The following is a 15,327-nucleotide window of genomic DNA, read 5'->3' on the forward strand; positions in this document are numbered from 1 at the left end:
ATACAAAAATTTGTCTCAAAGTCTATATAGCCGACTATCACTTGATGTCCTAAACTACCTGAAAACTGCTATATATGCTCAGGCTACAGCCTCTATTTCGTCATTAAAAACTCTTGGATACGTTTAACAAACTCTTCTAACTCTGAGATTAAGTTATTAGTGCCTTGACGCTCTTGGTTATAAGCTAGTTGTTCTAGTTTTTCTGCTGCCAGATGCATAGTTGTGACTCCCATATTGGCACTAGCACCTTTAATTTGATGGGTTTCTCGTGCTAGTTGCTCAAAGTCCTCACCAGCGATCGCGATTTTAATCATCTCTATACGAGCTTGAATATCGTCAACAAATATTTGCAGTAGTTCTATTTCAAATTCTGGGTTATTTTCTGAGACTTGATGCAAGCGTTCCCAATCAATTGCTAGGTCAAATAAATCAATATTTTTTGTAGAAATCTTTTCTTCGCATACAAAAGTTTGTTTTGGCAATATCACCATCGCCCAACGCTCTAAAGCTGCCGCTAATTTTTCCTTCATTACTGGCTTGCTCAAATAGTCATTCATGCCTGCATCTATACACATTTGTTCGTCTTCTTTCATAGCATTAGCTGTCATGGCAATTACCACAGGACGACGACCACTTGCAAAGCTGTTTTCTTGCCAACGATGAATTTCTCTTGTGGTTTCCAAACCATCAAGAACAGGCATTTGGCAGTCCATCAAAATTAAATCGTAAGGAATTTTTTCTAATAACTGCAAAACTTCTTGACCATTGCCAGCAACATCAGCGCTGTAGCCAAGACTTTGGAGTTGTTTCAAAGCTACTTTCTGATTTACTAAATTATCTTCTGCTAGAAGAATTCTTAATTTAGGTAAGTTAGAAGTTGGGGAAGGAGACCCAGGTACGCAGGGCCAAGGGGACGCAGGGAATGTACTAAATAGATTCTCCGTCGCCGTGTCCTTTTCTTTTGTTTCTAAAATGGTCACGATGGCATCAAAAAGTCGAGACGGCTTAACAGGTTTAACCAAATAAGCGGCAAATCCGATTTTTAGCGCTCGTTGGATTTCATCGCGTTGGTTAGTAGAGGTGAGCATAATCAAAGGTAACTGGGCAATGGCAGAATTTTTCTTAATTTCCTCTCCCAAAGTCATGCCATCCATTTCTGGCATCTGCATGTCAATTACAGCAATGTCATACAAACTTTTGTGCTTGGCAGCTTGTTGAATAGCTTTGAGGGCAATAGTAGCGGAAGCAGCTTGATCTACTACCATCCCCCAACGGGTAGCTTGATACTGGATGATTTTGCGATTTGTAGCGTTATCATCGACTACTAATAAGCGGCGATTAGTTAGAAGTGTGCGTTCGTGTATTGAGGAAATAGGTTGAAGTTGCTTGGGGAAAGTTATTTCAAACCAAAACTTAGATCCTTTACCCAGCGAACTTTCTACGCCAATTTCTCCTCCCATCAAGCTTACCAGTTGTTTGCAGATGGCTAATCCCAAACCTGTACCGCCATACTTGCGGGTAGTGGAAGCATCTACTTGGGTAAATGGCGTAAAGAGTTTGGATTGATCTTCAAAGGTAATGCCAAGACCAGTATCTATGATGGCAAAATTAATAGTAGCTGTAGTAAAAGTTTCTGATCGCAATTCTACTCTTACTATTACCTCTCCACTGCTAGTGAATTTGATGGCGTTGCTGATTAAATTCATCAGAATTTGCCGCAAACGACCAGCATCACCTTGCAGATGCGTGGGGACGTTGGGATAAATTAAGGCTGCAATTTCTAATCCCTTGTTATGGGCTGGGGGTGCCAATAATTCCAATACCTCTTCCACACAGGTAGATAAATCAAAATCTAAAGTTTCTAATACCATCTCTCCAGCTTCAAGTTTGGACAAATCCAAAATTTCGTTAATTAGGCTTAACAGAGCATCTCCACTAATGCGAATTGTTTCGATAAAATCCCGTTGCTCTGCATTCAGGGGAGTTTCTAACATTAAACCTGTCATCCCCAACACAGCATTCATGGGGGTACGGATTTCGTGGCTCATGTTGGCTAAAAAAGCGCTTTTGGTTTTAGAAGCTAATTCAGCTTCGTGACGGGCAACTTCGAGTTCTCGTCGCTGTTGAGTTTCTGCATCTAACATTTGAGCTTGGGCTAAGGCGATACCTACTTGGTCAGCTATTTGCCGCAAAAGATGAGTTTCAAAACTAGACCATTGACGAGAACTACCGCACTGATGAACAATCAGCAAACCGCAGAGTTCTTCTTTGACGAGAATAGGCACAACTAAATTGGACTTGACTCCAAATTGTTGGAGTAATTCTATGTGATTTTTTTGGGCTTCACCTAGATCCAAATCTGCAAGCCCCAAATTGCGTTTTTGACGATACTGCTGTAGATAATACTGTTGTAGATATTCCGCTCGAAAGTAAGCATCGGTGAGCTTTTTCTCTTTAATTGTCAGCCAGCCAGAAACTACTGCTTCGACGATGGTGGTTGCAGATCCATCTAACAAAGGTTGATAGATTAAAACTCGATCGCTATGAAGAATTTTTTGTACTTCCGTAACAGCGATTTGCAGAATTTCTTTAATTTGCAAAGATTGGCGAATCTTCAGGGTGATTTCCGTAAATAATTGCGATCGCAAGTTTTGGCGTTGCAGTTCTTCTTCTGCTTGTTTGCGCTCAATAAACTGTCCGACTTGCTCGCCAATGGAATTCATAACTTTTGCCAAATCTGAGTCAGGTTGCTGGATTTCATGGCTAAAGCAAGTAATCACACCAAGGATTTTTTTACCCCCACGAATCGGAAAACCAAAAGCTCCGTGCAGTCCTGCTTTAGCAGCAATTTTTAAGCGCACAAAATCGCGATCTTTCGCGACATCAGCAATCCAAACAGGTTTAGCACTAGCCCAGACACGACCAGGCAGACCAATTCCTGGCGCAAACGTGGCCTGCCGACTGAATATTTCAAATTCCTGCATTTCTAATGAGGTTTTATACCAGTTATCTAAAAAAGCCAGTATGTTAACTTGCTGATCCACCATCCAAATTTCACTCAGAGCCGCTCCCAAACTTTCGCAGATTCCTTGTAATATTTGGCTCATGGCTTCGTTGATGGTAGTAGACTCTGCTAAGACACGAGTTGTAGCATACTGGGCTTTGAGATGCTGTTCTGCTCGTTTGCGATCGCTGATATCAATACCTGTAGCAATAACGTATTCAACGCGACCTTCATAGTCTTGCAAAATAGTGTTAGTCCATGCAATTAACCGCCGACTACCATTCTTCATGCTCCAATAGCTTTCGTACTCTTTTGAGCCTTCACCAGTCCGCAGTCGTTCAAAAACTGCTTTCACCGAATCTACCTGTTCCGGAAGTAAAAACAGATTCCAGAAATGCCTTCCTCTGACTTCATCAAATGAGTAACCAGTTGTTTGCTCGCAAGCTTGATTGAAGCGAACAATTTGCCCTTGTGGGTCTAGAACTATTACCAAAGCACTGGCTGTATCAAGAACTGCTGAGATAAAGTTGCGTTCTTTGTTCAGTGTCTCCTCTGTCAATTTACGCTCCTTTACCTCACGATAAATAAAGTAGTAGACTATGGCCATAATCAGGAAACTTAAGCAAATAGCGATCGCCTGCATCAAAATCGTATTATTGACACTGGTTTTAGTGATTTTTAAATGCTGCTGAAGCTTTTGTTGTTCCTGCTTTTCCATCTCACGAATGATATTGCGAATATCACTCATGAAATTATTTCCCTGGTCTGTTTTGATTACCTCTAATGCCGCATCCAATCCTTGATGTTGGCGCAAGTCGATAGTCTTTTTGAGTTCGTTGAGTTTTACTACTATCAGGGGTTCAACAGTGTCGATTTGACTCAGTTGCTGAGGATCGTTTGCTGTTAATGTTCTTAGCTGCTGAATTTCTGGAATAACTTTGATAAGTGCTGTTCGGTATGGTTCCAAATACACATCGTTTCCAGTGAGTATATATCCACGTTGTCCCGTTTCAGCATCCTTGATATTAGAGAGAAGTTCTTCCAAACTGTTAATTGTCATTTGAGTGTTGAGCAAATTTTTACTCGTATTAATCAACACTTCTGTACTTTGATATGAGAGCGTGCCAATGATCACTAAAATAGCCAACGCCAACCCAAATCCTTGGGCAATTCTTGTTAAAAATTGTTTGCGTACCTTCTGTGCTTGTTTGCGTGTATCACTCGCCAAAACCAAACTTGCTAAAGTACGCCGCATTTCTAGTTGCTTGATTACTTGGCGGCCAAGCATTCGTAATGCTTCAATTTGTTCTGGAGAGAGGTTTCTGGGTACATGGTCAATTACACAAAGTGTTCCTATTGCATATCCTTCGGGATTTGTCAATGGTATACCAGCATAAAACTGCACATGAGGATCGGAATTAACTAGCGGGTTTGTGGCGAACCTTTCGTCTTTTGTGGCATCAGGGACAACAAAAACCTCAGGTTGCAGAATCGCATGGGCGCAGAACGCCACATCTCTGGGAGTTTGTAGGGCATCCAAACCAACTTTTGACTTGAACCACTGGCGATCGCGATCGACTAAACTGATTAAAGCAATGGGAGTTCCACAAATATATGAGGCTAGACGAGTCAGGTCGTCAAAAGCCTTTTCCGAAGGAGTATCGAGGATTTTATACTGTAAAAGAGATTCAATTCGCTGTGTTTCGTTCTCAGGTAATGGTGCTTTCATCATTCAGGAGTCAGAATTCAGAATTCAGGAGTTAGAAGTTAAGAGTTAGAAGTTAGGAGTTAAGAGTTAGGAGTTGGGAATTAAAAGACTTTGATAGTCAAGTTTTATAATTTGAAAAATATCAAAAAATCAAAAATCTATAGCACGCTTGATTTTATATTTCTTCTGAATTCTCAATTCTGAATTATTTTTTGCTAAAATTTGACACGCAACTGTCCTGTTAAAGAGTTACCGCCGTAAGCGCTTTCTCCTGTATCTTGATTGCGGACATTACTAAAGCTGTAGCCCAAGTCTGCTTCAATATTCGGTGATAGCTTTACCGTACAGCGTGTTTGATAGGTATTGGCATTATCGAATTCTCCTTTAAGTCGCTGTCGTCCTAAGTTAGCAGCTAGGCGACAGCGCAAGAATTTAGCAATATCTCCTTCCCAAGCTAATTCAGCGTTGTAAACTAGGAAATCTGGTGGTGAAAAATAGCCACTTGTGCTTTCTAAATCGCGATCGTAACTCCAAGTAAATAAGTTAGCTGCTAAAGAAAATTGTCCAAATTTCCGCTCTAGCCTACTAAAAGTCTGCACCTCAGAATTACCATCGTTGTAGTTACCCAAACGCAAAGAAGAAAATAAGCTGGTGTTTCGATCGATTTGCCAGAATAAATCAGGTCCAAATCGCCAAGTAGTAATTTCATTTTCTAAAGTTCGGGCATTAGATTTATAAGGTCCTTGTTCTAAATTACCTGATAATACTAATAGCGATCGCAATTGCCCTGATGGTGAAACTCGCGCTGGCACAATCGGAACTTCGACCTTAGCATTGAGATTCATCGCTGCCGGTAAACGGTCGAACACATCAATTCCGGTTGCTGTTTGTAGGGTCACTTGTCCAATTTTTCCCTGCCAGCCAACTTGCAAAGGAAAATTGCTAACTGATTCAACACCCCGTTGATCGAAGAAATTAAAGCCCGTCTTCAAAAAGATTTTGTTGCCATTTCTCAATCGAAACTGAAGCGTTGGTTCAATGAATAAATTTGTTTGCCCAAAGTTATCTGTGTCATAGCGATAGTCGGTATGAATACTTTCCAAAACCGCACTTGGTGTTGCTGGTTCCGTGGAAGGTGTTGGAGGGCTTGAATTCTCTGGTGGCTTCGGTTTTGGTCTTGGTGGCGGTAGTCGTAAATCCGGATTCAAGTTTTCGGGTGCCGCAATCAAAAATCGATAGGGCAGAGGTTTTGAGAGTTCTAAGTGATACTGGTTTCCATTTAATGGGGAAGATGAGAGAGATTTGGTGTTTTCATGGAGTTGGGCAGCTTGTAACTTAACTTCACAGAATGCCCAAATACCTACACTCAAGATGACTCCCAATTGAATTTGTAAGTATCCCAAAATATACTTAGTAAAACTATATCGATAAATCAAGAGATAAGGTCTAAAACTATCTGCCATCAGCCGATACTGTAGGTGTATATCAATGAAAAACTAGCTGCCAAAGAATTTTTTGGCTGCTAGTTTGTGTATTCTGCTTGGATTATGATGCCCACAATATATGCTGATTACAGCGATTTTCACATGAGAGGTTTACGGAACTTTTTCAAAAATAAACTTTCATAGTAGGGTGCGTTTTCCCCAAGCGGCGCACCATCTTGATATTATCTATCGGCGTGTCGAATTACTTACCTTACTTTGGAACATTCTTAAATCCAAGATTTTGAATATTTCAATCCAAAATCGCAAATCTAAAATCTAAAATTGAATCAAGTTTGCTCCCCGCGACGGTGATTAGCGGCTTGCAATAACAAAGATTCGGCAAAAGCGATCGCATCACTCGCTGATTTTCCACCAGCTAACTGTGCTAGTTCTTCCCGGCGAGTAGTTAAATTATCTAAAGCAGTAACTCGCACAACAGTACGTTGTTCCACACTACCATTGTTAGCTTTTTTACCTTTACCTTGATTAATAGTTTGTTTATCCACCCGGAAATGACGGTCTGCCATTGCTGCAACTAAAGGTTGGTGGGTAACACACAATACTTGGTTGCGTTGACTTAACTGGTGTAATTTTTCCGCGATCGCTTGGGCAACTCTTCCGGAAACCCCTACATCAATTTCATCAAATACCATTGTCCCGGCTGCATCAACTTGAGAAAAACAAGCTTTCAATGCCAGTAAAAAGCGGCTCATTTCTCCACCAGAGGCAATTTCTGTTAAAGGTTGCAGTGGTTCTCCGGGGTTGGGACTAAACATAAAGGTAATTTTATCTGCTCCCATAGCAGTTGGGGGAGTCGGCAAAATTTCAACTTGAAATTTCACCTTTTCCATCGCTAGAGGTTTGAGTTCAGATATCAAACGTGATTCTAAATTAGCAGCAGCTTTACTACGCAGTTGAGTTAATTGATTACTTAACTGGGTGAGTTTTTCAAAACAGGTATTTTCTTGCTGTTCTAGACTTTCGATAGATTGTTCGCTGTCATTAAGTTGGGCTAATTCGCCTTGGATACGTTGGTAATAGGCGATCGCTTCTGTTAATGTCGGCCCATACTTGCGACAAATGTGCTTTAATTCCCGAACCCGTTCTTCCACTTCTTCCAATCGCTGGGGATCGGCTTCCAAACCGTCTCCATAGGCATTAATCTGCCTTCCCACTTCCATAACCGCAGCTTGGGCATCCCTGACTAATTCCAACAGGTGTTGCAGTTGGGTGTCATATTCCACCATGTCATTTAATGTTGCTTCGCTGTCTCCCAATAAATCTGCGGCGGCGGGAGTTTCATCATCGTTTTGATATAAAGCCTGATAAATTTTGTAGCTCATTTGTTGCAAATCAACAACATGATTCAGGCGTTCGCGTTCTTGTGCCAACTGTTCCAATTCGTTCGCTTCGCACAGATTGGCTGCTCCCAATTCTTGCACTTGATAGGTGAGCAAGTCGAGTTGTTGCAAACGTTCCCGTTCTGATGTCCGGCGTTTTTCCAGTGCTAAATGCGCTTGTTGGTAAGCACTAAAGCTATTGGCGACCTTTTGCCGTTGATGCATCAACGAGTCACCGCCATACAAATCCAACCAGTCCCGGACTTGGGCAGATTGTCCCACTTGCACCGTTTGACCTTGGGCTGTGATTTCCACCAAGCGATCGCGTAGTCCTCCCATCACCTGCCGATTTACCAACACACCATTCACCCGCGATCGACTGCGGACATTACTAGCTGTGGCGGTGATTTCTCGGCTAATGACTACGGAATTTTCATCAAGCAAATCGATTTCCTGTTCGGTCAACCAAGCAGCTAAGGGGGCATTTGAAGTGAAAGTAGCTTCTACCATTGCCCGACTTGTGCCTGTACGAATCACTCGACTAGAGACTTTACCGCCCAAAGCGGCATCAATAGCATCCAAAATAATCGATTTCCCGGCACCGGTTTCACCCGTCAACACATTGAGTCCTGCGCCAAATTCCAATTCCAGTTCGTCAATCAGGGCAAAGTTTTCAATTCGCAAGCAAAGCAACATCTAGCCAAAGTCTCCTTCCATAGTGCTGTTAGCGGTAGCGGGGCGTTTAGCCCGTATTGAGTGCTGAGTTGTGAGTCGGAAGAAAATTTCGGAGTTAGTCAGGCCGCAAGCGATGTCTTTACTTAAGAGGACTTAGCACTTTCAACTCAGCACAGAGAAAAGCAGCAATACCTACTACTATTAAATTAATGTGCCCATATAAGTGTAGCAAAGCAATGTGGAGTGGGGAAATGGGAAGATAGGAAGACAAGGAGGATAACTCCTCAGTCAACACTCAACACTTCCAATGCCAGATGCCCAATCTTCAACATATTGTTACAATACTTAACACGATCATTCTCAGCGGTGGCCTTTTCCATGATTGTTAAGACACTTCCCCCTAATTCCGGATCGATTCAGGAGGACAGTCGCAACGGCAACATCAGCCAAGGCGAACTGCATATTATTGATGTAGTGCCAGAAAATGGTACACAAGACTTGGTAGTGCAATCGCCAAGACTTTTAGCAGCTCGAAGGGATACTAAAACAGCCGAACCTGAGACGCGTTATGATCCCGTGGAGATAGTGGCGCATTACCAAAATAAACCCCTGCAAGTTTTAGGGCGGATTTTTGCGGTGTTGAGGCCAACACTCTCCTTCGCTTTTGGGTTGTGGTCTGATAGTAAACGAGGAATTGTTGTCAAAAATGACCGCCGCCGAGCCGTTCAGCTACGAGAATTACTAACGCAACTAGGGCCTGCTTACATCAAAATTGGGCAAGCTTTGTCCACCAGACCGGATTTGGTTCCTCCGGTATATCTGGAAGAATTAACTAGGCTACAAGACCAATTACCGCCTTTTCCCAACGAAATTGCTTACCAGTTTATTCAAGAAGAATTAGGCGCACCTCCCCAAGAGATTTACGCCGAACTCTCACCCCACCCAATTGCTGCGGCTTCCTTGGGGCAAGTTTACAAAGGTAAGCTGAAAACTGGTGAAGAAGTCGCTGTAAAAGTCCAGCGTCCAGATTTAAGAGAGCGGATTACCATTGATTTGTATATCTTGCGTAACCTCGCCGCTTGGGTACAGAAAAAGTTCAAACGGGTACGCAGTGACTTAGTTGGAATTCTCGATGAATTAGGCGATCGCATTTTTGAAGAAATGGATTATATCCATGAAGGCGAAAATGCCGAACTGTTTTTCGAGTTATACGGTCATATAAAAGACATTTACGTACCGAAAATTTACTGGGAATATACCAATCGTCGTGTGTTGACGATGGAGTGGATTAACGGCACTAAATTAACCCAGACAGAAGAAATTCGCGCCCAAGGTATAGATGCTCGTTATTTGATTGAAGTGGGTGTGCAGTGTTCTCTACGCCAACTACTAGAACACGGATTCTTCCACGCCGATCCTCATCCTGGTAATTTGTTAGCAACAACTGATGGTAAATTAGCTTATCTCGACTTTGGGATGATGAGCGAGATTAAACCACCGCAGCGCTATGGTTTAATTGAAGCGATCGTTCATGTGGTGAACCGCGACTTTGAAGGCTTAGCAAAAGACTACGTTAAATTAGATTTCTTATCACCAGAAACAGATTTAACACCAATTATTCCAGCTTTTGCTAGAGTATTTGCTGATGCCCAAGGAGCTAGTGTTGCTGAACTCAACATTAAAAGCATCACTGATGAATTATCGGCTTTGATGTATGAATATCCTTTCCGCGTACCACCCTATTACGCTTTAATTATTCGCTCCCTGGTGACGTTGGAAGGTATTGCAATATTTATAGATCCGAATTTTAAAGTTCTCAGCGAAGCTTATCCCTACGTTTCTAAACGCCTATTAACAGACCCAGCACCACAATTAAGAGCATCATTGCAAGATTTGTTATTTAAAGATGGTAGATTCCGCTGGAACCGCTTAGAAAACTTGTTAAAAAATGCGCGTAACAGCCAGGATTACGACTTTAATTTAGTGCTGAATCAGGGGATAGAATTCCTCTCATCTGAACGTGGCGCTTTCATTCGCGACAAGCTGGTGGATGAATCTGTTAATGGACTTGATGCTTTAGGTAAAAATATCTTGCATAACTTTACCTATTTACTAAGAGAACGGGTAGGGTTGACGGCAGTTAATGAAACTCCAGCCGCGACAGTTGAACAACAACAAACCTTAGAGCATATCAAACGGATTTTAAATATTCTCCGAGAAACGCGAGGCTTTGATCCAGCGCAACTTGCGCCTCAAATTGCTCAGTTATTGGTAAATCCGGGTGTGCAGCGTTTGGGTCAACAAGTGGCTAGTCGCTTTACGCAAAAGGCTTTAGCTAGGGTAATTCGGCAATTGTTGGCGTCAGAGTGAGGAGTTAGAAGTGAGGGGTTTTTAAGTCAGCACGGGCTAAATGCCCCGCTACTACTAACACCACTCAGCACTGCTGAAATTACTTGCCCGAAACTTCTCTTACTACGTTGAGAAAGTTAGACAAGATTTTTGATTGATTATCTCGTCGCCAAGCGATCGCTATTTTAAATATAGGCAATTGTCCTTGGATTTTTCGATAAACTTAAATCCTGCCGACAAACAAGCCATGGGAATTAGTGTATGTAATGGTGGTACTCTCTCATAGCAAGGAAGTACGAACGGTTCAGCCTTAAAGTCTTGAAGTTGAACTTGCGGGTAATGGGTTATACCAATTCACGAAAATTCTGATACAAATGATTAGTCTTTAAATTCTTTCCCCCTGCTCCCTGCCCCCCTGCTGCCTATTTGTTGTATCGATTTTAAAGTGAAATGGTATTAAGGGATGTTCCTTAGGGAGTACCATCACCAAAGGCTCTTGGTTGATAACTTCGTGAGAACAAAGTTGCTGAAATTTCTAATTATCAATCTTCAATCCAAAATACAAAATTTAAAATCTAATATTAAATGATTTTTAGCCCCTCATTCCTCATCTTTGTGATAACCATTTTTCTCACGTTTGAGGCTTTCTTCTAAAGCTTGAATTTGTTCGCGTCTGGCTTCTAATTCCAGAGAACGCCGGGCTAAGTCTTGGTTTTGTAACGTCAGTGATTGTCGCCAATGTTCTGCTCGCTCGGCTTCGTGCTGCAAGAATTCTGGTGTAATGCCTGTAGTGAGGTAGGTTTGTACTAAATGTAGTACCCAATCGGTAGCATCTTCTACTTTTTCAATATCGCCTGTGGGGGAAAGTTCGACTAAAACAAGCAAGTTTTCACTCATAGACTTTCCTTTCCCCAGCAGAATGAAAGCCTCTTCTGGAATTATCGCCCACAAATTATCAACTTCCTGACGTGCTAATAAGCGTAACTGGTGCTGCTCTAAAAAATCGTTTTTACGCACCTGGGCTAGATATAGCATGAGAGTTACTCCGCTTTCACAAAAAATTCAAAATCATTTTTAATCAATAAACAAGTATAAACATTAGTCGCCAAATCAAAATTTAAAGAATTAAAGTAAGCCGCAGCCAAAAATTTAGCTAGATGAGTTGTGATTCCAAAAAATCTGGAACAGTTTATTTGCAGTAGGTAATGGGTAATTCGCAATTAATCATCCCATTACCCATTACAGCATTACAATCCTAAGCTACGTAGACGTTCGCGCAGAATTTCTGCTTGTTTTTCGGCTTCTGCTAAGGCATCTCTCGCTCCTTGAACCACGTCGGGTCTAGCTTTATCGACAAAATTCGGATTTTTTAATCTGCCACTCAAAGATTGAATTTCCGCTTCGGCTTTGGTGAGGCTTTTCTCTAGTTTGGCACGCACAACTTCAATATCCACCACACCACTGAGGGGAATTACTACTTGTATTGTACCTATCACACCAGCGATTGCATTTTCTGGTTCTTGTGCCTGTTGTACTTCTGTCTCTGGGAAAAACTGTCTCCATAGCTTTTGTCTAGTTTCCGCAGTCAGTAAATTTTCGGTAACAAACCAAGCTGCATAAAGAAAACCAACCATTTCAAAGAAAGCTCCGACGATGGGAGTTTCATAAATCGTATTTCCCACAGCAAAACCTAACCTAGCAAAGACAATCCCCAAAATAGTTAAGCCAATTACTTTCAAACCCTTCTGAGGTTTTTTCACAGCAACGGTTTGGCTTTTTTGCTTGTCAGTAATAGTTAAAGTTTCAACCTTTGCCAAATCTTTAATATAAACCTGTCCAGCAGTGAGGATTTGTCTTTCTTTTTCACTTTCAGTTTGCAAATTAGCTGTCACCTTCACCCCTGGTTTAACATCCGCTTCAGCACGCAAATTCCGAATTGTGCGGATAGTATCAATTAGTAATTCAAACTGTTCCTCTAGTGCTGAATCTATCAGATTTGCATCTACCTGGGGATAAGGTTGTAAAGGTAGAGTTTGAGGGGAGTCTACTGGTTGTTGGGTGAGAGATTGCCAAATTTCCTCGGTAATATGAGGCATAAAGGGATGAAGTAGTTTTAAAATCCCTTCCAGCACGTAGGCGAGGGTTTGTTGTGCTACTCGTCGTGATGCGGGATCTGCATCTGGCTGGAGGCGAGATTTCACCAATTCAATATACTGATCGCAGAAATCACCCCAAATGAACTCGTATAATCCTTTTGCTGCTTCTCCTAAACCGTAATTGTCAATGTAATTGCTAGTTTGTTTGACGGTTTGATTATAACGGGAAAGAATCCAGCGATCGCTCAATTCAGTGCTAAGTGGTTGACCAAGTTGTGCAGGTGTTTGTCCATCCAAGTTGATCATCACAAACCGCGCTGCATTCCACAACTTGTTAGCAAAGTTGCGAGACGCTTCTACAGATGGTGATTCATCCTTTTTGCGATCGTACTCTAAGCGGATATCTTGTCCAGCCCCCGCTACTTCCCTAATTAGGGTATAGCGCAGAGCGTCAGTACCATATTTGTCAATTAATAACAGTGGATCAATGCCATTACCTTTAGTCTTTGACATCTTCTGACCTTTTTCATCCAGAACCAAGCCGTGGATGTAAACGGTTTGGAAAGGCATTTTTTCTGTAAAATGCCCAGCCATCATTGTCATTCTCGCTACCCAGAAAAAGATGATGTCAAAGCCTGTCACCAAAGTAGTGGTAGGGTAGTAAGTCGTTAAATCCTGAGTTTGTTCTGGCCAGCCCAAAGTTGAAAACGGCCAAAGTCCAGAAGAAAACCAAGTATCTAGAACATCTGGGTCTTGTTTTAACTTGACATTTTCGCCAAATTGCGCCTTAGCTTTGTCCCAAGCTTCCTCTTCCGATTTCGCCACCACAAAGGGCGTATTATCGGTAACTTGGCCATCGGTTTCACTGACAGCGTACCAAGCGGGGATTTGGTGTCCCCACCAGAGTTGACGAGAGATACACCAATCTTTGAGTTTTACTAACCAATCACGATAAACCTTAGTCCAGCGTTGGGGGACAAACTCCGGGGAATTTTGCCCATCAAGGAATTCTAAAGTTTTGTCAGCGAGGGGGCGAATTTTGACAAACCACTGAGTTGAAAGTAAGGGTTCAATGGGTACTTTACCGCGATCGCTGTAGGGAACGGTATGTTTATAATCCTCAATTTTCACCAAAACCCCATCTGCTTCTAGGCGAGAAACCACATTTTTTCTAGCAACAAAGCGGTCTTGCCCTTGAAACTCCCCAGCATTGGCGTTGAGGGTGCCGTCTTTATTCATAATGTTGATTAACGGCAGATTGTGACGTTTGCCCATGTCAAAATCGTTGAGGTCATGGGCAGGAGTCACCTTCACACAGCCTGTGCCGAAAGTGGGGTCAACGAATTCATCGCTAATGATGGGAATTTCTCGTTGTAGAATGGGCAGAGTTAAAGTTTTGCCAATGAGATGTTTGTAGCGATCGTCATTGGGATTAACTGCCACTGCTGTATCGCCGAGCATCGTTTCTGGTCGAGTCGTCGCCACTTCCACAAAACCAGAACCATCTGTTAGGGGATAGCGGAAGTGCCATAGATTGCCATTAACCTCTTGATTTTCTACCTCCACATCAGACACAGCCGACTGGGAAGCCGGACACCAGTTAACTAAATATTCACCACGATAAATTAAGCCTTCCTCGTAAAGTCGAGTAAATGCCTCAACAACAGCTTTGGATAAACCCTCATCTAGGGTGAACCTCTCGCGTGACCAGTCTGCCGAAACACCCAAGCGTCGCAATTGATTAACAATCGTTCCTTCAGACTCCGCCTTCCATTGCCAAGCGCGTTCTAAGAATTGGTCGCGCCCCAACTCATAGCGAGTTTTACCCTCGGTCTTGAGTTGCTTTTCCAGCATCGTATGGACAGCAATGCTGGCGTGGTCAGTTCCGGGTAACCACAGGGTATTACGTCCCTGCATACGATGGTAGCGCACGAGGGTATCAATCAAGGCACTTTCAAAAGCGTGACCCATGTGCAAACTGCCGGTGACATTAGGCGGTGGAATAACGATGCAGTAAGGTTCACCGTTATGGTTGGGGTCGGCTTTGTAAACTTGGTTGTCTTCCCAGAATTTTTGCCACTTGGCTTCAGTGGAAAAGGGGTCGTAGAGACTGGGGAGATTGAGAATGGTTGCGGTCATGCGGGGCAAACTAACTATGGAAGGACTCTAATAAATTTTGCCACAGGGTTGGGGGGGGTTTTGATGGAAACGAACCGCAAAGGGCGCAAAGGACGCAAAGGAAGAGGAGGAAGAGGAGGAAGATAAGATGAGACAACCAAGTGTTGAGGTAGAAAATCTAGCTTATAGGGTGATTGGGGCAGCAATTGAGGTACATCAAGTATTGGGAGCAGGGTTTTTAGAGGAGGTTTATCACAAGGCACTAAAAGAAGAATTTTTAATTCGCGGAATACCCCATAAGTTTGAGCATCCAGTAAAAGTACGCTACAAAGGTCGTCCGGTAGGTGAGGGCAAATTAGATTTTTTGGTTGGAGACTCTCTAATTATTGAATTGAAAGCTGTCCAAAACTTAACCCCTATTCATGAAGCCCAAGTCATCTCATACCTTAAAATGACTCATTACCCCCTAGCTCTCCTCATCAACTTTAACGTCCCCCTCCTCAAAGACGGCATCAAACGCATCATTCTTTCTTCTTAATCTTCTCTTCTTAAT

General features: G+C 42.5%; 7 protein-coding genes. 2 read left to right on the forward strand and 5 right to left on the reverse strand.

What is annotated here, in order from left to right:
• Positions 1–92: 92 nt before the first annotated feature.
• The 3 genes from ACM0OY_RS03475 to recN all read right to left on the reverse strand — a co-directional run bounded on the left by ACM0OY_RS03475 (position 93) and on the right by recN (position 8,232).
• Positions 93–4,733 (reverse strand): response regulator, encoded by a 4,641-nt coding sequence (locus ACM0OY_RS03475; RefSeq protein WP_414567498.1) that lies wholly within the window; start codon positions 4,731–4,733, stop codon positions 93–95.
• A 194-nt stretch (positions 4,734–4,927) separates the two neighbouring features.
• Positions 4,928–6,175 carry a hypothetical protein gene (locus ACM0OY_RS03480; protein ID WP_414567499.1) on the reverse strand — a complete coding sequence of 416 codons (1,248 nt, stop codon included), beginning with the start codon at positions 6,173–6,175 and terminating at the stop codon, positions 4,928–4,930.
• Between the two features lie 308 nt (positions 6,176–6,483).
• Complete coding sequence (recN, locus tag ACM0OY_RS03485; protein ID WP_414567500.1) at positions 6,484–8,232, reverse strand: DNA repair protein RecN; 1,749 nt, start codon at positions 8,230–8,232, stop codon at positions 6,484–6,486.
• A 357-nt stretch (positions 8,233–8,589) separates the two neighbouring features.
• Between recN and ACM0OY_RS03490 the strand changes: the two genes are divergently transcribed.
• Positions 8,590–10,581 (forward strand): ABC1 kinase family protein, encoded by a 1,992-nt coding sequence (locus ACM0OY_RS03490; protein WP_414567501.1) that lies wholly within the window; start codon positions 8,590–8,592, stop codon positions 10,579–10,581.
• A gap of 579 nt (positions 10,582–11,160) precedes the next feature.
• On the opposite strand, the gene ACM0OY_RS03495 is transcribed toward ACM0OY_RS03490, so the two are convergent.
• A complete protein-coding gene (locus ACM0OY_RS03495) occupies positions 11,161–11,595 on the reverse strand; it encodes a hypothetical protein (protein ID WP_414567502.1) in 435 nt (144 codons plus the stop codon).
• A gap of 212 nt (positions 11,596–11,807) precedes the next feature.
• Complete coding sequence (locus ACM0OY_RS03500) at positions 11,808–14,795, reverse strand: valine--tRNA ligase (RefSeq protein WP_414567503.1); 2,988 nt, start codon at positions 14,793–14,795, stop codon at positions 11,808–11,810.
• Between the two features lie 127 nt (positions 14,796–14,922).
• Here ACM0OY_RS03500 and ACM0OY_RS03505 point away from each other — a divergent pair, with 127 nt between their 5' ends.
• Positions 14,923–15,312, forward strand: a complete 390-nt coding sequence (locus tag ACM0OY_RS03505; RefSeq protein WP_414567504.1) for a GxxExxY protein — start codon at positions 14,923–14,925, stop codon at positions 15,310–15,312.
• Positions 15,313–15,327 lie beyond the last annotated feature (15 nt).

The sequence above is a fragment of the Nostoc sp. CCY 9925 genome, from assembly GCF_963920935.1.
Lineage (GTDB): Bacteria > Cyanobacteriota > Cyanobacteriia > Cyanobacteriales > Nostocaceae > Nostoc.